Origin of the sequence: Fundidesulfovibrio magnetotacticus (assembly GCF_013019105.1) — a bacterium.
In the GTDB taxonomy this organism is placed as follows: Bacteria; Desulfobacterota; Desulfovibrionia; order Desulfovibrionales; family Desulfovibrionaceae; genus Fundidesulfovibrio; species Fundidesulfovibrio magnetotacticus.
In genome coordinates this window covers 24,558-44,803 of the sequence record NZ_BLTE01000022.1, presented here as the reverse complement: position 1 = coordinate 44,803, position 20,246 = coordinate 24,558, and the positions used below count along the sequence as shown (strand labels likewise).

Genomic DNA, 20,246 nt, shown 5'->3' with positions numbered 1-20,246 from the left:
GGCCTATGGCCCTCCCAGGAAGCCCTTGAGGGCCCCGGAAAGGATGCGGCTGTAGGCGAAATACATGACGGCCAGGGTCAGGGGCGGCACGCCCAGCACCACCACGTCCACCCAGTCCATGCCGCGCCAGAAGCGCTTGCGTTCCTTGCGGGACGGGTCGGGGCCGTAGAGCGCCGGAAAGAGCCTGGCGGCCTGTTCGCGCCGTGGGCGCGGTGTCTGGCCCAGGGCCAGGGCGATGGTCTTCTGGCGCAGGCTGCCCAGGGCGGCCTGGTCGTCGGGGTGGAAGTAGCGGCCGGTGAAGCCCAGCATCATGGTGAGGCCGTAGACCTCCAGCACGCCCTTGAGGCCCACGCCCACGTCGCCCGGGTCGTCCTGGGGCGCGAAGGGTGCGGCGGAGGCGGCAGGGGCGTCCTCGGCGCAGACCGGGGCGGGGTCCGGGTCGTCGCCGAAGGAGAGCTCCTCCACGGTGGCCTTGGCCCCGGGTTCGGAGAAGGTGAAGTCGCTGCCGGCCTTGGCCAGCAGGGCGTCCAGGCGCTCGAAGAACTCCTCGCCCGCGTTGACGGTGTCGTAGACCACGCGCTGCAGGGGCTGGTGGAGCCACTGGGCCTTGCCCTCCCAGGCTGAGCCCAGGATCATCTCGTCCATCCAGGCGCACACGGCGAAGCGGGCTTCCTGGAATTCCGCCGCCGAGACGCCCAGCTTCTTGGCCATGCGCCCGGCCCCGTTGATGAGCGTTTCCACCTTGTCGCGGGTGTCCTCGTACTTGGGGAAGGCCTGGGGCTTGCGGGCCACGTCCAGCACGAGGGTGACGGACTCGATGAAGCAGTCCACCAGACGCATCTACTTGCCCCTCAACACGGCCAGATGGACCGAGAGGTCTTCCGGCGGGTTGTCCCAGAACAGGGCCAGGGAGCGGTTGCGGCCCACGTCGGACCAGAGGGGGTTGCCCGAATCCAGCAGGAAGTAGTGGGTGCCGGAGCGTTTGGGCAGCCCGGCGGGAGGGTTCTTGGAGTAGCTGAGGGGCACGCCGGGCACGGCCTTCACCAGGAGCGTGGCCATGAGCGGGGTGGCGCAGAGCTTCACGGTGGAGAGCACGGTCTGGGGCACGGCCTCGGGGTTCTGGTCGGTGCGCACGATGAGCCAGAAGCGGTTGGTGGGGTTGAAGACGCGCTCGGGCAGCTCGGCCACGAAGTAGCTGTCCTTCTTCTGGAGGGCCACCAGCAGCTCGATGGAGGTGCCGATGCCCTCGATCATGCGCTCGATGAGCTTGCGCGCTGCCCCGAAGCAGCCGGTGAGGTTCTCGTGGTCGTAGTCGGGCACGAGCTTTTCGCCGTCGTAGCGCTCGCCCAGCGCGCCGAAGTCGTCGGCGAAGGTGGAGAGCTCGCCCAGGAACTGGCGGAACGCGCCGTACACGTCCCAGGGGTGCACCACGGAGGCTTCCACGTAGTGGTTGAACAGCGGCGCGTAGCGGTTGAGGGTCATGAGCGCCAGGAGGAAGACCATGTAGCCCGGGTCGAACTCCTTGGAGGTGAGTTCGCCGCGCATTTTGTAGTCTTCCAGGGCGCGGGCGCGGGCCGTGACCAGGTCCGTGACGTCCTTGACGATCTTCTCCAGGGCTGGCGCGGCGCCCAGGGTCAGGCAGGGGGGGATGAAGCCCTCGTCGAAGAGGAACTTGTCGGACTCGCGCCGGACCCTGCCGATCTGGATGAGGTGGAAGTCGCCCAGGTGGGGCAGTTCGTGCTCGAAGAAAACGGCCAGGGCGAAGCGCAGGGTCTTCACCTGCGCCGGGGGGCCGCCGGCGTGGAGGTCGGGCACGGCCTCGGGGTCGGCCTTGGCCACGAAGGTGGAGGGGGGCGTGCCGCTCAGGGAGAAGTCCTGCTGGACGGTCACGTTGGACCCGGCGTGGTTCAGGCGCTTGAGCCCCAGGTAGACGCCCACGGGCCGGTCGGCATCCAGGGCGGCCTCGTCCAGGGAGCGGGCGGCGGCCACGGCGTTGTCCGGGCTGCACACGTAGAAGCCGTTCTGGAACACGGCCTCCACGCGCGAGATCTCCACCTTGCGCGCGGCCAGGGCGTCGGCGCGCACCTCCAGCGCCCCAATGCCCCAGAAGTGGCGTTGGGAATAGCGCACCACGGCCTGCAGCTTCACGTGCTGTCGCCAGTCCACCAGTTGCAGGTGCTGGGGCGTGAGAAAGAGCCCCTGGTGCCAGAAGAGCGGCGCTTCAGCGGTCACGAGCCGTCCCCCATGGTCTGGATGCCGGTTTTGCCCAGCTGGATCTTCTTGGAGAGCTTGCCGGGCTGATAGGTGGTTTCCTTCCACCAGAGCCACCCCGCCGAGTCGGAACTCACGGGGATTTCGTAGACTTTGGTGGCCGTGCCCAGGTTGAGGTCGTAGTAGCCGCAGGCGATGGCCACGAACTTGGCCTTCTCGCCCCGGTCGAGGGTGACGGTCTCGTTGCGTCCGGGCTGGACGATCACCCGCTGGAAGCTCACCACTGAGGCGTCGAAGCTCTGGCATTCCAAGAGCTTGGAGATGCCCGGGGCCGTGGCGGCCAGCTGCTGGAAGGCCGTGGGGGTCTGGAGCTGGTAGACGCAGATGGCCAGGGTGTGGGCCGCGCCCTCGTACTCGTTGAGGAAGGGGTCGGAGACGAAGGTGAACTCCAGAGCCTTGGGCGCGAAGGCCCAGTTCATGGTCTGGGGGCTGTAGGAGGGGTTGGTGAACTGGGAGGGCGGCGCGGTCTTGCCGCCTCCGCCGCAGGCGGCCAGGGCCAGGAGGGCCGCCAGGAGGATCAGGGTGCGCATCGTGGACTCCATTGCATAGGGGACACTGTTTTGCCCCGTCGGAAAAGTCAAGGCCGGGCCGGAGCGGACGCTCCCGCCCGGACCGGATTCAGCGTTTCACCTTCCAGGCCTTGGCGGCCTTTTCGGCCTGGGCTTTCTGCCTGGGCGAGACCAGGGTCTCGGCGTAGGCCAGATTGGCGCGGGCCTCCGCGTCGCCCTGCGCGGCGGCCAGGAGCAGCCAGGCATAGCCCGCGGCGGGATTCTTCTTCACGCCCTGGCCCTCGAAGCAGCGCACGCCCAGGTCGTTCTGGGCCTTGGCGTCGCCCCGGTCGGCGGCCCGGGTCATCCATTTGGAGGCCTCCACCTGGTTCTGCTTCACGCCCAGCCCGGCGGCGTAGCGCCGCCCCAGGAGCCACTGGGCGCGGGCGTCGCCCTTCTGGGCGGCCTCCGTGAGCCAGCGCACGGCCTGGGTCATGTCCTTGGCCACGCCCTGTCCCTGCTCGTACCACTGGGAGAGGGCCATCTGGGCCTGAACGTCGCCCTGGGCGGCGGCGCGCTCCATCCAGAGGGCTGCCTGGGCCGGGTCCTTGTGGACGCCCTGGCCCTTGTCGTACTTCACGGCCAGGTTGAACTGGGCGTCCGCGTCGCCCTGCCCGGCGGCCTTCTGGAGCCAGCGGGCGGCCTCCTGCGGGTTGGGGTGCACGCCCAGGCCCTGCTCCAGGATGACGGCGTACTGGAACTGCGCCGGAGCGAAGCCCGCCTCGGCGGCCAGGGCCAGCCACTTGGCGGCCTCGGGCGCGTTGGCCGGGACGCCCCGGCCCAGGTGGAACAGCATGCCCAGGCGGTACTGGGCCTTGAAGTCGCCCTGTTCGGCGGCCTTGCGCCACCAGTGTTCGGCCTGGGCCGCGCCGCCCGGGGCCTTGCCCGAGGCCAGAAGCTCGGCGTAGGCGTACTGGGCGGGCATCTCGCCCATCTCCGCGGCGCGCTTGAGGGCGTCCGTCCCCTCTCCGGGCGCGGCCGCCAGGCGGGGGTTGGCCTCCAGGAGCATGCCCAGGTGGTAGAGGGCGCGGGCCTGGCCCTGCTTGCCCGCCAGGCGGTACCAGCGGGCGGCCTCGGACGGGTTCTTGGCCACGTGCTGGCCGAATTCGTAGAGCAGGCCCAGATGGTACTGGGCGGAGGCGTCGCCGGCCTCGGCGCGAGGCTTGAGTTCCTTGAAGGCGGACGCGGCGTCGGAGCGGTTGTAGACGGTCTCGGCGTCCTGGGCCAGGAGCCCGCCCGGCGTGGCGAGCAGGCACAGGCCCACGAGGAGCCAATGCATCGGAACGGGAAGAGGCATTGCCGTCACCTGATCGTCGAATCGTGCCGGGACGCTGCTTGATGTACTGCATGAAGCGCTTTCATTCAATAGCCTCTTGAAGCTTTTTCGTCGCCGGGATACAGCACTGTTGCGCGCATGCAGGGACGGCGATCCCGACGCCCCGGCGCGCCGAGGTGGCCCTTCATGCTCGATATCAAGGCTTCCGGGTATTCCCGCACGTTCTACCTTGCCGCCGTGCTGACCTGGGTGGCCGCCGCGGGGCTTTTGTTCATCACCGCCGTCTGGGGCGGTTTGTACGGCATGATGGACGCCGTGATGAGCTCCCGCGAAGCGCGCATGGTGGCCCAGACGCATCCCGAACCCGCCGCGCAGCCAGGCGGCGCGTTGCACCTGGAGCCCAACCCCTTCGACCAGCCCCCCGCGCCCTCGGCCCCTTCGGGCTTCACGGCCTCGGCGCCGGAATCGGCCATCCAGGCCCTGGAGTTGCGCCTGGAGAAACTCTTCCACATAGACGCCGCGCCCCCGGCCCCCAGTGCCCCGCCCCTCCAGGCCGCCCCGGCCCGGGAGCCGGCCCCCCAGGTGATCCAGGAAGTGGCCCGCCCCGAACCCCGCAAGGAGCAGCCCGCCCAGCCGCCCCTCATCCAGGGCGAGACCGGCGTGATCAAGTCCGTGAAGTTCGAACCCGGCGACGGCCGCTTCGCCTTCACCGCCCAGACCACCGCCCCCACCGACAAGGTGACCTACCTCTACCTTGAGAACCCACGCCGCCTGGCCGTGAACCTCGCCGGGGCCTGGCGCTACACCGCCTCGCGCACCGCCGAGTTCGCCCAGGGGCCCATCGCCCGCGCCGCCGTTGGCGAACATCCCGACTACGTGCGCATCACCCTTCATTTTCGCGACGTGAACGCGCCGAAACCCGCCGACCCCGTGGTGACCAAGCTCAAGGACGGCTTCTCGGTGAGCCTGACCACCAAATAGCCCTCGGACTCGCCACCGGCCCCGGGCTGCCGCGAACCCGGTCCAACCGCCCGGGCATGATTCCGCACGGCCCTGCCGCCCCTCCCTTCGCGGCCGATCCGCCGCGCACTGTCGCGCACGCCGTGCGCGCGGCCGCGTCCCCTTGCGCGTCCCTCCAGCAACTCCCCGGGGCGCGTGTTGACGCTTGTCCACGCCGGGGGAAATGGCGTATGGCAGGTGAAACCGGCCGGACCATCCGGCCGCCGCGGTCAACAGGAGTCCCCCATGTCCAGCGCCAGCGCGTCCCCGGTCCAGGCCCCCTCCCCCAACCTCGAATACGCCCGCGTGGTGGAGGTCGGCCCCGGTGGGATCACCGTGCGCACCGGCTTCGGCACGATCCGCGCCGAACGCGCCGTGAGCTGCCTGGTGGAGCCCCGCGCCGAGGACCTGGTGCTGGCCTGCGTGGACATCTCCGGCCGGGCCTTCGTGCTCTCGGTGCTCGAAAGCCGGGGGCCGGTGGAGCTCTGCGTCGAGGGCGACGCCCGCCTGGGCGCGCGCGGGGGCAGCCTGACCCTGGCCGCCGACGCAGACATCCGCCTGGCCTGCCCGGGCGAACTTGCCGCCGCCTCGGGGCAGCTCACCGTGCACGCCGCCGAGGGCCGGGCCGCCGTCGAGCGCATGAGCTTCCTGGGGCGCACGTTCAAATCCCAGGTGAAGCGCATCCGCAGCGTGGCGCGCTCAGTGGAGCTGGTGTTCAAGAGCTTCACCAGCCAGGGCCTGGAATCCCAGCGCTTCGTCAAGGGGCACGACGAGGTGCAGGCCGGATCGCGCCGCGTGCTCGTGGAAGACCTGAACGCCCTGCACGCCAAGAACCACTCGGTGATCGCGGAAGAACAGGTGGTGATGAACGCCGAACAGATCCACATGGGCTGAGACGCGTCATGCAGTACACCCAAGCCCCCTTCAGCTTCAGCGTCTCCACCCTGCCGAAGGACACCTTCCATGTTGTCCGCTTCGCGGGCGAGGAGGGACTTTCGACCCTCTACCGCTTCGAGATCACCCTGATCTCCCAGAACCTCTCGGTGGACTTCGACAAGGCGCTGGAGGGAGCGGCCGCCCTGCGCATCGCCGCCCAGGGCGACCTGCCGGAGCGGGTCTGGCACGGCGTGCTCACGGATTTCCGGCAGAAGCACCGCACGGGCGGCCACGCCTTCTACACGGCGGTGCTCGCGCCCCGGGCCGAACGGCTCAACCGCTCGCGCGGCAGCCGCATCTTCCTGAACCAGGACATCCCTGCCACCCTGACCGAGTGCCTTGCCGCATCGGGGCTGATCAAGGGGCAGGATTTCGAGGTGGTCACCTCGCGCTCCTATCCGAAGCGGGAATACGTCTGCCAGTACAACGAGACGCCCTATCACTTCCTCTCGCGCTGGGCCGAGCGCAACGGGCTCTACTGGTTCTTCGACCAATCCCAGGGGTGCGACCGCCTGGTGCTCACCGAAACGCTCACCACCCATCCGCCCCTGCCCGGATCGGAGCAGCTGACGCACACGGAGCCCAGCGGCCTGGAAGCCCCGCTCACGGGTTCGGCCGTGCACGGCCTGCGCGCCCACAAGCGCCGCCTGCCCCGCGAGGTGCTGCTCACCGACTACAACTACCGCACCCCCAACCTGGAGATCGCGGCCAAGGCCCTGGTGAGCCGCTCCGGCGAAGGCGTGGCCCACGTGCACGGGGGCAACATCCGCACCCTTTCGGAAGCCAAGCTCCTGGCCCACGCGCGCGCCCAGGAGATCGCCTGCCGGGGGCTGGTGTTTTCCGGGGAGTCCAACGCCGCGCACCTCGCGCCGGGGTATCTCTTCACGCTCTCCAACCACTACCGCGACGACTTCAACCAGCGCTTCCTGGCCACCCTGGTGCGCCACGAGGGCAGCCAGGAGGGCTGGCTCACCTCGGGCGTGGCCACGCGGGGCCTGGGCGACGAGCTTTTCTACCGCAACGCCTTCACGGCCATCCCGGCCACTGTGCAGTACCGCAGCGAGTGCCGCGCGGAATGGCCCGTGATCGCCGGGAGCATGAGCGCGTTCATCGACGCCGAGGGCGGCGGCGAACAGCCCGTGCTGGACTCCCAGGGCCGCTACAAGGTGGTGCTGCCCTTCGACCTCTCTGGGCGCAAGGGCGGCAAGGCCTCGGCGTGGATCCGCATGGCGCAGCCCTATGCGGGGGAGAACAGCGGCATGCACTTCCCGCTGCGCAAGGGCACGGAGGTGCTGCTGGGGTTCGTGAACGGCAACCCGGACATGCCGGTGATCACCGCCGCCGTGCCCAACCCGGCCACGCCCTCCCCCGTGCGCGACGAAAACCAGACCATGAACGCCATCACCACGGCCTCGGGCAACCATTTCCACATGGAAGACAAGGCGGGCAAGGAGCGCATCCTGATGCACTGCCGCAAGGAAGGAAGCTTCCTGCGCATCGGCCAGCCCAACGACCCGCCCACGGACATCGACACCTCGGACGGCACCTTCTCGGTGAAGAACGTCAACTACGCCTCCAACGGGAAGATATCGACCGTGAGTGGGGCGTGGACCGCCCCGGCCCCGGCTCCCGCCTCGGACACCAACGCCAGCTGGGGGGACCAAGGCGGCGTCACCTGGGTCACGCCCGGGGCGTACAACGTGAAGGCGGCCACGGCGAACTCATTGATCCTCGGCGAAAACACGCAGTGGAACGTTGGCGGGTATGCTTGCAATACGCTGGGGCTTTGCGTGACGATGAACGCAATCTCGAGTCTCACCTTTAACCTTGGATTTCATGCAGATTTTGCACCATACTGGAAGGAGATATATTTCACCAAATCAAGGGCAGCCGCAAAGGAAGACGCGATAATTGCAGACCTGAACAGCATCATAGGCAAGTCAACAAAAATACTTGATATAGACAGTAATATCGCATCAGCAAAACTGTCAATATCTGACACAGAGAAACACATTGGCGAACTGCGATCATCGATCACAGTGACATCGGACAAAGTCAACAAAGCTGAAACTTCGATTACTGCAACTCGAAATATGGTCATCCAGACCGGACAATACATGATCGATGAATTAACGAATGTATCGAATACATGCGACCAACTCGCAGTCAGCATACGGTCCGTATCCACTAACGTTGAAGACGTTGCAAACGACGTTCGACATATACACAATTCCAGATTCACAGCGGCCGTAACCTCTGTAAGAACACATGAAAATACAACAATTGTATCCGGAAATCTGACAATAGTATGACGCCATCTAACACAACAAAAGCAACAGGAACCCACACCTAAACTGGACACTTCGAAAAGCAATCCAGAAATACACAATCGCTCACATCGTGCGCGGCCGATATGTTTCGTCAAACATACATTCAACAGACAAATCGGAAGAGATGATCATGCCCACGCCCTCCCAGCCCCAGTTCACCTTCCAGGTTTCCACCCTCCCGGCGGACGCCTTCCATGTGGTGCGCTTCACCGGCCAGGAGGGCTTGTCCACGCTCTATTCCTTCGAGGTGACGCTCCAGGCCGCCCGCGGGCCCGTGGACATGGCCCGCGCCCTGGAGGGCGACGCCAGCCTCGCCGTGCGCGTCGCCCCGGAAAGGCAGACCGCCTGGAAGGGCGTGCTGCGCGAATTCCACATGCTCGACCGCGTGGAGGGACGCCCCTTCTACCGCGCCGTGCTCGTGCCCCGCGCCCACGTCCTGGGCATGACCCGCCAGAGCCGCATCTTCCTGGACAAGACCACCCCCCAGATTCTCCGGGAATGCCTCCAGAGCGCGGGGCTCGCACAAGGGCACGACTTCGACATGGTCACCACCCTGCCCTACAACAAGCGCGAATACGTCTGCCAGTACGAGGAGACCGACCTCGCCTTCGTCTCCCGCTGGATGGAGCGCAACGGCCTCTACTACTCTTTCGACCACACCGGCGACCGCGAAAAACTCGTGGTCACCGACACGCGCAACGCCCACAAGCCCCTGCCAGACGGCCACGAGCTGGACTACCGCGAACCCTCGGGCCTGGCCCCCGGCCAGCCCGGCCGCACCTGCCGCCGCCTGCGCCTGGAGCGCCGCCGCCTGTCCAGGGACATCGCGCTGCGCGACTACAACTACCGCACCCCCGCCGTGGCCATCGAGCATCAGACGGTCATCGCCGAGGCCGGCCAGGGCGCGCTGCGCCTCCAGGGCGGCAACATCCGCTCCGCCAAGGAGGCCACCTACCTGGCCCACCTCCAGGCCCAGATCCACCAATGCCGCGAGGCCCTCTTCTTCGGCGAGACCGACGCCCCCGGCCTGAGCCCGGGCTGGACCTTCTCCCTGCGCGACCACCCCCAGCAGGACCTGAACCAGGACTACCTGGCCCTGGAGGTGCTCCACGAAGGCAGCCAGGAGGCCCAGCTCGCCCCCGGGGCCGCGCGCGAGGACGGCGGCGACAGGCCCTTCTACCGCAACGCCTTCACGGCCATCCCGGCCGCCACGCAGTACCGCAGCGAACAGCGCACCCCGCGCCCATGGATCGCTGGGATGCTCCACGCCTTCATCGACGCCGAGGGCTCGGGCGAAACCCCGGAGATCGACGACCAGGGCCGCTACAAGGTCATCCTGCCCTTCGACCGCTCCGGGCGCTCCGGCGGCAGGGCCTCGGCCTGGCTGCGCATGATCCAGCCCTATGCCGGGTCCGGCCACGGCCTGCACCTGCCCCTGCACAAGGGCACGGAAGTGGCCCTGCTCTTCGAGGAAGGAGACCCCGACCGCCCCGTCATCGCCGGGGCCGTGCCCAACCCGCTCACGCGCTCGCCTGTCACCAGCGCCAACCAGACCCAGGCCTGCCTCACCTCGGCCGGGGGCAACAAGTTCCACATGGAGGACCGCCAGGGCTCCCAGTACGTGCACTTCTCCAGCCCCGTGGCCGGGACGCGCATGCAGCTGGGCGCGGGCGGCCCGGACTTCACCCAGGACGACCAGAACGAACTGGACACCCTCTGGCAGAACTACCAGACCTCCTCCAGCTATCTGGGCGCGGGCGGCGTCACCTTCACCACCCAGGGCGTGTTCTCCGTGAAGGCCCAGACCACCAACGTCCTCACCCTGGGCGAGAACACCCAGCTCACCGTGGGCGGCTACTCCTGCAGCTTCATCGGCGGCAGCTTCACCCTCAACGCGGGCGTGAGCGTGGCCCTCAACCTGGCCGCGCACACGGAGTTCGCCCCCTTCTGGTACGAGATGCGCGGGAGCAAGCGCCAGGCCCAGGAGAAGCAGGACAAGGTGGTGGCCAGCCTCGTGACCATGTGCGGCGACAAGACCAACGTGGGCGAGGTGGTGAACGACGTGGTCACGGAAAAGACCGAGGCCTATGCGACGCAGGACGCGCTCCTGGACGCCAAGCGCGAGTTCGTCACCGAGGTGCAGCAGGTGCGCGCCCGGGTGAACACCGTGGCCTCGAGCGAAGAACGCCTGCGCAACGAATTCCGCAGCTGCATCGACCGCAGGGTCGCCAACCTCGTCTCCGAGGAAAAACTCGCCGCCGAACTCAAACTGATGGCCACAACCCTGGAACAGACGCTCCTCTCGAAGAGGGTCACTGCCGTGTCGGTCTCCACCACGACCGAGTCCGAGGACAAGGTGGTCGGCGTATCCACCATGGCCGCAGGCACGGTGGACGTGGTATAGCCGCCCCGGCCCAACCTGTCGTTCGCACTCAAAGGACCCTCCTCATGACCACGGAACAAGCCAGGTTCGCCTTCACCATCCAGGGACTCCCCGAAGACGCCTTCCTGGTGGTGCGTTTCACGGGCACGGAGGGGCTCTCGAAGCTCTACGCCTTCGACATCGCCCTGCTCTCCGCCGAAGGCTCCGTGGACATGGACGCGGCTCTGGCAGGCGACGCCTGCCTCACCGTGCGCGGTGCGGACGGCGAGCAGGTCTCCTGGCGGGGCGTGCTGCGAGACTTCCAGCAGCTCCAGCGCGTGGACGGCCGCGTGTTCTACCGCGCGGTCCTGGTGCCCCGGGCCTACGCGCTCTGCCAGAACCTGCAAAGCCGCATCTTCCTGGACAGCCAGACCCCCCAGATCATCCAGGAGGTCCTCGCGGGCGTGGGGCTCTCCAGCGGGCACGACTACGACATGCGCACCCTGGTGCCCTACCCCGTGCGCGAATACGTCTGCCAGTACAACGAGACGGACTTCGCCTTCCTCTCGCGCCAGATGGAGCGTAGCGGCGTCTACTTCTACTTCGACCACAGCGGCGCGCGCGAAAAGCTCCTGGTGGCCGACCACCTGAACACCCACGCCAGCGCCCCTCCGGGCTGCTCCCTGGTCTACCGCGAGGTCTCCGGCATGGCCCCGCCAGACGCGAGCGGCAGCTGCTCCAGGCTCTCCCTGGAGTGCAAGCGCCTGCCCAAGGAGATCCAGCTGCGCGACCACAACTACCGCATCCCGGACGTGGTGCTGGAATCCAAGGCGGGCATCGCCCCCTCGGGCGCGGGGGGGCTCGCCCTGCACGACGGCAACATCCGCTCCATGATGGAGGCCAAGTACCTGGCCTCCGTGCGCGCCCAGACCTACCAGTGCCGCCGGAAGCTCTTCACCGGCGAGTCGGACTCGCCCAGCGTCCAGCCCGGGTGGACCTTCACCCTGCGCGACCACTTCGAGTCCGGCTGGAACATGACCTACCTGCCCCTGGAGGTGAAGCACGAAGGCTCCCAGGAGGCCTGGCTTGCCTCGGGCCTGGGCATCAAGGGCTTCGCCCGGGCCGATGCGGCGGGCAAGCTCTTCTACCGCAACAGCTTCTCCGCCATCCCCGCCGCCACCCAGTACCGCCCCGAACTCAAGACCCCCAGGCCCTGGATCGCAGGAGTGCTCCACGCCCGCATCGACGCCGAGGGCGCGGGCGAATACGCCGAACTCGACGACCAGGGCCGCTACAAGGTCGTGATGCCCTTCGACCTCTCGGGACGCCATGCCGGACACGCCACCACCTGGCTGCGCATGATCCAGCCCTACGGCGGCCAGGGCCACGGCATGCACTTCCCCCTGCACAAGGGGACCGAGGTGGCCCTGGTGCACGAAGAGGGCGACCCGGACCGCCCCGTCATCGCCGGGGCCGTGCCCAACCCGGCGGCCCGCTCGGTGGTCACGTCGGCCAACCAGACGCAGTCGCGCATCGCCACGGCGGGCGGCAACCACCTCTCCATGGAAGACCTCGAGGGCTCCCAGTGCATCGTGCTGCAAAGCCCCACGGCCTCGAGCTTCCTGCGCCTGGGCTCGAAGAACCCCACCGACTGGAGCACCTGGGGCACCTCCGACGGCGTGGCCCTCAAGACCGGCGCGGGTTACGAGGCGGAGGTGCAGGCCTACAACCTGGTGGTCTTCGGCGACTACTCCCAGACCACCGTGGGCTTCCAGTCCTACGACTGCGTGGGGGGCAACCTCACCGTGAACCTGGGGGCCGACATCACCCTCACGTGCGCCGTGGCCACGGAATTCGACAAGGCCAAGTACGAGCTGCGCCCCAAGGTCCGCAAGGCCGAGGCAGACAAGGAAGCCGTGCTCGGCAAGATGACCGAGTTCATGGACGCCAACACACAGATCATCAACGATTCCATACGGGTGGTCCAGGAACTGGGCGAGGTGATCGACACCCAGCAGCACGTCGTGGCCAACCTCAAGCAGGAGATCGCCCAACAGAGCCAGACCGTGGCCAACCTCGACCAGACCTACATGGTGCAGGCCCAGCTGGTGGCCAACCTCGACCAGAAGATCGGCGATCAGATCAAGACCGTGGGCAACCTCGAACAGACCATCGCCTCCAAGACCCTGACGGCGGGTGAACTGACGCATACCGCCGGAAACATGACCACCATCGCCGACGCCCACACCCAGACCGTCTCCGAAGACACTCACATGAACCTGTCCAACACCCTGCTCACGGGGGACATGCAGGTGATCTGACCCGGCGCGCCACTCCCGACGCCCGGACCATCCTTGCGCGGCATCGCGCGGAGCGAAGACCATGCCTGACACGAAACAGAAATTCTCCTTCACCATCCAGGGCTTTCCCGAGGACGCCTTCCACGTGGTGCGCTTCACGGGCGTGGAGGGCCTCTCCACGCTCTACCGCTTCGACATCACGCTCTACGCCAAGGATCAGCGCGTGGACTTCGACAAGGCCCTCTCCAGCACGGCCACCTTCACCATCAAGCGCCCCCAGGGGGACATCCCCTTCCACGGCATCCTGGCCAGCCTGGAGGAGCTCTCCCGCTCCGGCCCCCACACCTTCCTGCGCGCCGAACTTTCCCCCAAGGCCTGGTGGCTCACCCAAACCACCCACAACCAGGTGTTCCTGGACAAGGCCAGCCCGGACTTCCTGAACGACGTGCTCAAGGACGGCGGCCTCAACCCGGGCATCGACTTCTCCTTCTCCACCATGGAGACCTACCCCACATGGGACTACGTCTGCCAGTACGGCGAGACCCACTTCGCCTTCGCCTCCCGCTGGATGGAGCGCGGCGGCCTCTACTACTACTTCGAGCAGGGCGCGCAGGGCGAGAAGATGGTGGTCACCGACACCCTCACCGCCCACCAGCCCATGCCCCAGGGCGCGCACTTCCGCTATTCGCCGCCCTCCTCCATGCAGTCCGGGCACGAGGAGGAGGTGGTCACCGCCTTCACCATGCGCCAGACAAGGCTGCCCCAGAAGGTGATCCTCAAGGACTACAACTACGAAACGCCCTCCCAGGACCTCCAGGCCGAGGCCCAGGTGAGCCAGCGCGGCCGGGGCCTGTTCTACGTCTACGGCCAGCGCCTGAAGACGCCCTCCCTGGGCCGCAACCTGGCCTGGATCCGCGCCCAGTCCATCCAGTGCCGCGAGAAGATCTACACCGGCGTCTCGGCCATCCCCTTCGTGCGCCCGGGCTACACCTTCGAGATGGCCGAGCACTTCAACGACGACTTCAACCAGCGCTACCAGACCATCGTCTGCCGCCACGAGGGCTCCCAGGAGGCCTGGCTCGTCTCGGGCCTCGGCCTCTCCTTCGCCCCCGGCGAGGACTCGCGCCTGTTCTACCGCAACACCTTCGAGGCCATCCCGGCGGGCGTGCAGTTTCGCGCGCAGGCCGTCACGCCCAGGCCCTCCATCGCCGGGACCCTGCCCGCCAAGGTGGACGCCCAGGGCTCCGGCAAATACGCCGAGGTGGATTCCCAGGGCCGCTACAAGGTCATCCTGCCCTTCGACCTCTCGGGCCGGAAAAACGGCCACGCCTCGGCCTGGGTGCGCATGGCCCAGCCCTACGCCGGGCAGGGCCACGGCATGCACTTCCCCCTGCACAAGGGCACCGAGGTGCTGCTCACTTTCCTCGACGGCGACCCCGACCGCCCCGTCATCGCCGCCGCCGTGCCCAACCCCGAGACGCAAAGCCCCGTCACCGACTCCAACCAGACCCAGGCGCGCATCACCACCTCCGGCGGCAACCTCCTGCACTTCGAGGACCAGGAGGGCAGCCAGCGCATCCTGCTCTACAGCCCCACCCAGGGCAGCTACATCCGCATAGGCTCCCACAACGACCCCGAGGACAATCCGCCGTCTTCCGGCTCGGGCTCCGGCTCGGGCGAATCGGGCTCCGGCTCGGGCGAGTCCGGCGGAGAATCCGGCGGCGAGTCGGGCGGCGAGGAGGGCGGCGAGAAGGAGAGCCCCTGGTCGCCCGAGGGCCTCAAGCTCTGGAGCGGCGGGCCGCTCACCGTGAAGGTCCAGGCCAGCTTCGAGACCATCCTGGGCACGAAGAACGAGCTCGTGGGCGGCATCGACACCGAGACCGTCATCGGCGCCAAGGTGGACGCCGTGTTCGGCGGCCTGGTGGAGTACCACTTCCCCAGCAAGTGGACCTACGCCACGGCAGAGATCGAGATGAAGGAGATGATCGAGAAGAACTACGTCACCAAGACCGAACTGGGCACTGAAAAGACCGCCATCCACCAGGAATACACCAAGCTGGTGGACACCGAGGTCAAGGCCATCAACGCCAAGATCAAGACCGCCAACGACGACATCACCCTGGCCAACCAGAAGATCAAGACCGTGGCCGACGACGTGGCCACCCGCGCCACCAAGCAGGAGCTCAACGCCTCCAAGGAGGAGGTGACGGCCGCCTGCCAGAAGACGATCGCCGAGAAGACCGAAACCCTGGCCACCAGGAACGAGTTGGCCGCCTCCGTTCAGAAGGTGGCCACCTCTGTTGAACAAGTGGCCGCCACGGTGAACAACCAGGCCGCGGACATCAACAACATGGCCGCCTCCATGAACACGCTCTCGGAGAACGTCTCGGTGCTCTCCACGGCCGTGGAGTACATGTGATACGTAGCGCCACAGGAGCACGCCCGTGAACGAACCCGACAAACCCCGCTTCGCCTTCGAAATCGAAGGCTTCAGCCGCGACGCCTTCCATGTGGTGCGCTTCACCGGCGAGGAGGGCCTCTCCAGGCTCTTCCGCTTCGAAGTCACGCTCTTCGCGGGCGACAAGGACGTGGACTTCGACAAGGCCCTGGCCGCCTCCGCCACCCTGACCATCCGCCGCCGCGAGGGCGACGTGGCCTTCCACGGCATCCTGGAAAGCCTGGACCAGACCAGCCGCTCCGGCCCGCACACCTTCTTCCGGGCCGTGCTCGTGCCCAAGGCCTGGCTGCTCACCCAGACCACCCACCACCAGATCTTCCTGCACCAGGACATCCCCCGCACCCTGGAGCAGGTGTTCCAGGACGCCGGGCTCTCCTCCGGGCTGGACTTCCGCTTCGCCCTCTCGGGAACCTACCCCCAGCGCGAATTCGTCTGCCAGTACGGCGAGACCCACTACGCCTTCGCCTCCCGCTGGATGGAGCACGAAGGGCTCTACCACTTCTTCGAGCGCACGGCCTCCGGCGACGTGCTGGTGGTCACCGACGCCCTCACGGCCCACAAGCCCATGCCGCAGGGCCATCGCCTGCGCTACTCGCCCCCCTCCTCCATGCAGGTGGGGCACGAGGAGGAGGTGGTCACGGACTTCGCCCTGCACCAGCGCCGCCTGCCCAAGGACGTGGTGCTCAAGGACTACGACTACGAGAAACCCTCCCTGGACCTCACGGCCAAGGCCCCGGTCAAGAACACCGGCCAGGGCACGCTCTACCTCTACGGGCAGCACTTCAAGACCATCTCCGAGGGCGAACGCCTGGCGCGCGTGCGCGCCCAGGAGCTATTGTGCCGCGAAAAGCTTTACGCGGGCGTCTCCTCCATCCCCTTCGTGCGTCCTGGCCACACCTTCGAGATGTCGCGCCACTTCACCGGCGGCTTCAACCGCGAGTTCCTCACCATCGGCTGCCGCCACGAGGGCTCCCAGGAGGCCTGGCTCGTCTCGGGCCTGGGCCTCTCCTTCGGCAAAAACCGCGACACCCTGCTCTACTACCGCAACGCCTTCACGGCCATCCCCTCCGACGTGCAGTTCCGCCCCGAACTTTCCACGGAACGCCCGCGCATCGCCGGAACCCTCCCGGCCAAAATCGACGCCGAGGGCTCCGGCCAATACGCCGAGGTGGACGCCCAGGGCCGCTACAAGATCATCCTGCCCTTCGACCTCTCGGGCCGCAAGGACGGCCACGCCTCGGCCTGGGTGCGCATGGCCCAGCCCTACGCCGGGCAGGGCCACGGCATGCACTTCCCCCTGCACAAGGGCACGGAGGTGGTCGTCTCCTTCCAGGACGGCGACCCGGACCGACCCCTCATCGCCGGGGCCGTGCCCAACCCCGAGACGCAAAGCCCCGTCACCGACGCCAACCAGACCCAGGCCCGCATCACCACCGCCGGAGGCAACCGCATCCACATGGAGGACCAGGAGGGCAGCCAGCGCATCCTGCTGCACTCCACACCCAAGGGCGACTTCGTGCGCATCGGCGAGCCCAACGATCCGCCCTCCGACTGGAGCGAACTCGGCCAGGCCTTCAAGGACGCGGCCAAGGCCACGGGCGACGCCATCAAGGAGATGGCCCAGTCCGGCATCAACATCACCACGCCCCAGTGGTTCAACGTCAAGGCGGAGTTCGCCAACACCGTGATCATCGTGGAGAACACCCAGACCAACCTGGGCCTCTACTCCTGCAACACCATCGGCCTCAACTACACGCTCAACGCGGGCATGAGCATCACCACCAACCTCGCCGCGCACACCGAGTTCGCCCCCATCTGGTACGAAATGCGCGCCTCCGTGCGCCAAGCCGACGCCCAGAAGGAGCGCCTCATCGGCCAGGTGAACACCCTGCTGGGCCAGAAGAACACCCTGGCCGACTCCGTGGACGAACTCATCGCGGCCAAGACCAACACCCTGGCCACCAAGGACGAGGTGACCGCCGCCAAGACCGACGTGGCCGCCGACGTGCAACGCACCTACGCCACAAAGAACGAGCTCACCGCCCAGAAGGACACCATCGCCGCCGACTACACCCAGGCCATCGCCAACAAGACCTCCACCCTGGCCTCCAAGGAGGAGGTTGCGGCCACCAAGGACGAGGTGATCGCCGAAGGCAACCACATGGCCGCCCAGCTCACCCAGATGATCAACGACAAGACGGCCCTCACCGTGAACGTCACCAACGTCACGGCCGACAACGTGCTCATGGCGGGCACCTTCATCGTCCTTTAGGCGCGCCGACGGAAGCCCGGAACCCATGCCCCCCGCCTGCCGCCGCACGCCCGCCCGTGACCACGGCCATGGACTTCGCCCGGGAGTTCATGCACAACGCATGCAATGGGGGGTGACCACGCAGGCTTGCCCCCCGGACAGGCGCCGCAAGGCCCGGACGCGGCAGGCCGCCCCGGGTTCACAGCGTGCAACGGCGCAGGGCTCGCCCGTCCGTTCGCTTCATCTGTCGTAGAGGACCGTCCGCCATGCCCAGAGAAGACCCCAAGTTCCGCTTCGAAATCCAGGGTTTCCCCGCAGGGGCCTTCCATGTGGCGCGCTTCGAGGGCGAAGAGGGCCTGAGCGCCCTCTACCGCTTCGACATCACCCTCGTGGCCCAGGACCCCGACCTGGACTTCGACGCCGCCCTGGCCGCGCCCGCCGTGTTCACCATCGCCCGGCCGCGCGGGGACATTCCCTTCCACGGCGTGCTGGAGCGCTTCGAGCTGCTCTCGATTTCGGGGAAGCGGGCCGTGTGCCGGGCCGTACTGCGCCCCAGGGCCTGGTGGCTCACCCAGTCCACCCACAACCAGATTTTCCTGGACATGGCCGTGCCGGGCCTCCTGGAGGCCGTCTTCGCAGACGGCGGACTGCGCCCGGGCCTCGACTTCGCCGTGCGCGCCATGGCGAACTACCCGGCCATGGAGTACGTCTGCCAGTACGGCGAGACCCACTTCGCCTTCGCCTCCCGCTGGATGGAACACTCCGGGCTCTATTTCTTCTTCGAGCAGGGCGACGACGGCGAGGTTCTCACGGTCACCGACACCGCCACGGCCCACGTGGACATGCCCCAGGGCGCGCGCCTGCTCTACTCGCCCGTTTCCTCGCTGCCCGTGGGCCACGAGGAGGAGGTGGTCACCCGGCTGGAGTTCTCCCAGACGCGCCTGCCCCGGAGCGTCCACCTGCGCGACTACAACCCCGAGATCCCTTCCCTGGAGCTGGAGGCCAGCGCCCCCGTCTCGGAGAAGGGGATGGGCGAGCGCTCGGTCTACGGCATGCACTTCGTCACCCGGGACCAGGGCCGGGCCCTGGCGCGGATGCGCGCCCAGTCGCTGGCCTGCCGGGAGAAGCTTTTCCAGGGCGAATCGGCCGTGCCCTTCCTGCGCCCGGGGTACACGTTCGCCATCGCCGGGCACCCGCGCAAGGCCTTCAACGAGAAGCTCCTGGCCGTTTCCTGCCGTCACGAAGGCTCCCAGACAGGGTGGCTCGCCGAAACCCTCGGCCACGCCCACCGCGAACCCGGCGAGCCGGCGGTGACCTACCGCAACCGCTTCACGGCCATTCCGGCCTCCACCCAGTTCCGGGCGGCCCACGAAACGCCCAGGCCGCGCATCGCCGGCGCGCTGCCGGCCAAGGTGGACGCCGAGGGCTCGGGCCATTACGCCGAGGTGGACGCCCAGGGCCGCTACAAGGTGCGCATGCCCTTCGACGTCTCGGGGCGCGGGCCGGGCCACGCATCGGCCTGGGTGCGCATGGCCCAGCCCTACGCCGGGGCGGGCTACGGCATGCACATGCCCCTGCACAAGGGCGCGGAGGTGCTGGTCTCCTTCCTCGACGGCGACCCGGACCGACCCGTGATCACCGGGGCCGTGCCCAACCCCGAGACCAAGAGCCCCGTCACCCAGGCCAGCCGCACCCAGGCGCGCATCGCCACGGCCGGGGGCAACCGCATCCACTTCCAGGACAAGGAGGGCGCGCAGAGCCTGCTCCTCTCCAGCCCCACCAGCCAGAGCTTTCTGGCCCTGGGCGCGCAGCAGGATGACGGCGGCGGCGTGGCCTACAACTGGAACAACAACGGCGTGACCATCTCCACCGCAGCCACGCTGAGCATCTCGGCCAGCGCAAGCCTGGAGCTGATCACGGGCGTGAAGACCGACGTGGTGGCCGGATTCGCCTCGGAAACCAACCTGGGCGGCAGGCTGGAGACGGTGGTGGGCCTCAACACGGGCCTGTGCGTGGGCGCGCACGCCGAGTTCGCGCCCGTCTACAAGGAGTTGCGGGGCAGCGTGGTCAAGGCCGAGGCCGAGCGCACGGCGCTTCTGGGCGCGGTGCAGAAGCTTCTCGGCAACAAGACGATCTTTGCTGGGTCGATCGAAGAAATCGTGGCCAACCACACCGACGTCAGGGCCAACGCCGACGCCATCACGTCGGCCGAGCAGCGCATCACGGGGACCGAGAACAGCATCGTCACGCTGCGCAGCGAACTCGTCGCCTCGGCTGACGCCGTCACCGCCTCCTGCAACGAGGCCATCGCAGCGCGCACCGCCACCCTGGCCAGCTCGCAGGAGGTGGCGACCGCCAAGGAAGAGGTCGCCGCCTCGGTCCAACGCGTCCAGACCTCGGTCGACGAGGTCAATTTGAAGGTCACCAAGGTGGAAACCCAGGTGACCGAACTTTCGGGGACCGTCACGAAGATCGTCTCAAACCTGAACATCATCTGAGCATCGCGGGGACATCG

The 20,246-nt window shown here is 67.6% G+C and carries 12 protein-coding genes; 8 read left to right on the top strand and 4 right to left on the bottom strand.

Annotated elements, in window-relative coordinates:
* Window positions 1-3: 3 nt before the first annotated feature.
* The 4 genes from NNJEOMEG_RS18310 to NNJEOMEG_RS18295 form a co-directional block, all read right to left on the bottom strand.
* A complete protein-coding gene (locus tag NNJEOMEG_RS18310; RefSeq protein ID WP_173086920.1) occupies window positions 4-840 on the bottom strand; it encodes a DotU family type IV/VI secretion system protein in 837 nt (278 codons plus the stop codon).
* Window positions 841-2,232 (bottom strand): type VI secretion system baseplate subunit TssK, encoded by a 1,392-nt coding sequence (tssK, locus tag NNJEOMEG_RS18305; protein WP_173086919.1) that lies wholly within the window; start codon window positions 2,230-2,232, stop codon window positions 841-843.
* Window positions 2,229-2,801, bottom strand: coding sequence for a type VI secretion system lipoprotein TssJ (tssJ, locus tag NNJEOMEG_RS18300; RefSeq protein ID WP_173086918.1), 573 nt, complete (start codon window positions 2,799-2,801; stop codon window positions 2,229-2,231). The genes tssK and tssJ overlap by 4 nt, the downstream gene beginning before the upstream one ends.
* Before the next feature lie 88 nt (window positions 2,802-2,889).
* Complete coding sequence (locus NNJEOMEG_RS18295) at window positions 2,890-4,116, bottom strand: SEL1-like repeat protein (protein ID WP_173086917.1); 1,227 nt, start codon at window positions 4,114-4,116, stop codon at window positions 2,890-2,892.
* Between the two features lie 165 nt (window positions 4,117-4,281).
* Here NNJEOMEG_RS18295 and NNJEOMEG_RS18290 point away from each other — a divergent pair, with 165 nt between their 5' ends.
* The 8 genes from NNJEOMEG_RS18290 (at window position 4,282) to NNJEOMEG_RS18255 (ending at window position 20,229) form a co-directional block, all read left to right on the top strand.
* Window positions 4,282-5,076 carry an AMIN domain-containing protein gene (locus tag NNJEOMEG_RS18290; RefSeq protein WP_173086916.1) on the top strand — a complete coding sequence of 265 codons (795 nt, stop codon included), beginning with the start codon at window positions 4,282-4,284 and terminating at the stop codon, window positions 5,074-5,076.
* 264 nt (window positions 5,077-5,340) lie between these two features.
* Window positions 5,341-5,988 (top strand): DUF3540 domain-containing protein, encoded by a 648-nt coding sequence (locus NNJEOMEG_RS18285; RefSeq protein WP_173086915.1) that lies wholly within the window; start codon window positions 5,341-5,343, stop codon window positions 5,986-5,988.
* Between the two features lie 8 nt (window positions 5,989-5,996).
* Window positions 5,997-8,342 carry a type VI secretion system Vgr family protein gene (locus NNJEOMEG_RS18280; RefSeq protein WP_173086914.1) on the top strand — a complete coding sequence of 782 codons (2,346 nt, stop codon included), beginning with the start codon at window positions 5,997-5,999 and terminating at the stop codon, window positions 8,340-8,342.
* Window positions 8,343-8,490: 148 nt separating this feature from the next.
* Window positions 8,491-10,764, top strand: coding sequence for a type VI secretion system Vgr family protein (locus tag NNJEOMEG_RS18275; protein ID WP_173086913.1), 2,274 nt, complete (start codon window positions 8,491-8,493; stop codon window positions 10,762-10,764).
* A 44-nt stretch (window positions 10,765-10,808) separates the two neighbouring features.
* A complete protein-coding gene (locus tag NNJEOMEG_RS18270) occupies window positions 10,809-13,043 on the top strand; it encodes a type VI secretion system Vgr family protein (protein ID WP_173086912.1) in 2,235 nt (744 codons plus the stop codon).
* A gap of 61 nt (window positions 13,044-13,104) precedes the next feature.
* On the top strand, window positions 13,105-15,441 hold the full coding sequence (locus NNJEOMEG_RS18265; protein ID WP_173086911.1) for a type VI secretion system tip protein TssI/VgrG: 2,337 nt from the start codon (window positions 13,105-13,107) through the stop codon (window positions 15,439-15,441).
* 25 nt (window positions 15,442-15,466) lie between these two features.
* Window positions 15,467-17,752 (top strand): type VI secretion system Vgr family protein, encoded by a 2,286-nt coding sequence (locus tag NNJEOMEG_RS18260; protein ID WP_173086910.1) that lies wholly within the window; start codon window positions 15,467-15,469, stop codon window positions 17,750-17,752.
* A gap of 245 nt (window positions 17,753-17,997) precedes the next feature.
* Window positions 17,998-20,229 carry a type VI secretion system Vgr family protein gene (locus tag NNJEOMEG_RS18255; RefSeq protein ID WP_173086909.1) on the top strand — a complete coding sequence of 744 codons (2,232 nt, stop codon included), beginning with the start codon at window positions 17,998-18,000 and terminating at the stop codon, window positions 20,227-20,229.
* The last annotated feature ends 17 nt before the right edge of the window (window positions 20,230-20,246 follow it).

Bases quoted from the DNA above. Each gene is read 5' to 3' on its own strand.
- NNJEOMEG_RS18270 (WP_173086912.1), top strand. From the start codon at position 10,809: ATGACCACGGAACAAGCCAGGTTCGCCTTCACCATCCAGGGACTCCCC.
- NNJEOMEG_RS18280 (WP_173086914.1), top strand. From the start codon at position 5,997: ATGCAGTACACCCAAGCCCCCTTCAGCTTCAGCGTCTCCACCCTGCCG.
- NNJEOMEG_RS18285 (WP_173086915.1), top strand. From the start codon at position 5,341: ATGTCCAGCGCCAGCGCGTCCCCGGTCCAGGCCCCCTCCCCCAACCTC.
- NNJEOMEG_RS18265 (WP_173086911.1), top strand. From the start codon at position 13,105: ATGCCTGACACGAAACAGAAATTCTCCTTCACCATCCAGGGCTTTCCC.
- NNJEOMEG_RS18275 (WP_173086913.1), top strand. From the start codon at position 8,491: ATGCCCACGCCCTCCCAGCCCCAGTTCACCTTCCAGGTTTCCACCCTC.
- tssJ (WP_173086918.1), bottom strand. From the start codon at position 2,801: ATGCGCACCCTGATCCTCCTGGCGGCCCTCCTGGCCCTGGCCGCCTGC.
- NNJEOMEG_RS18295 (WP_173086917.1), bottom strand. From the start codon at position 4,116: ATGCCTCTTCCCGTTCCGATGCATTGGCTCCTCGTGGGCCTGTGCCTG.
- NNJEOMEG_RS18310 (WP_173086920.1), bottom strand. From the start codon at position 840: ATGCGTCTGGTGGACTGCTTCATCGAGTCCGTCACCCTCGTGCTGGAC.
- NNJEOMEG_RS18255 (WP_173086909.1), top strand. From the start codon at position 17,998: ATGCCCAGAGAAGACCCCAAGTTCCGCTTCGAAATCCAGGGTTTCCCC.
- NNJEOMEG_RS18290 (WP_173086916.1), top strand. From the start codon at position 4,282: ATGCTCGATATCAAGGCTTCCGGGTATTCCCGCACGTTCTACCTTGCC.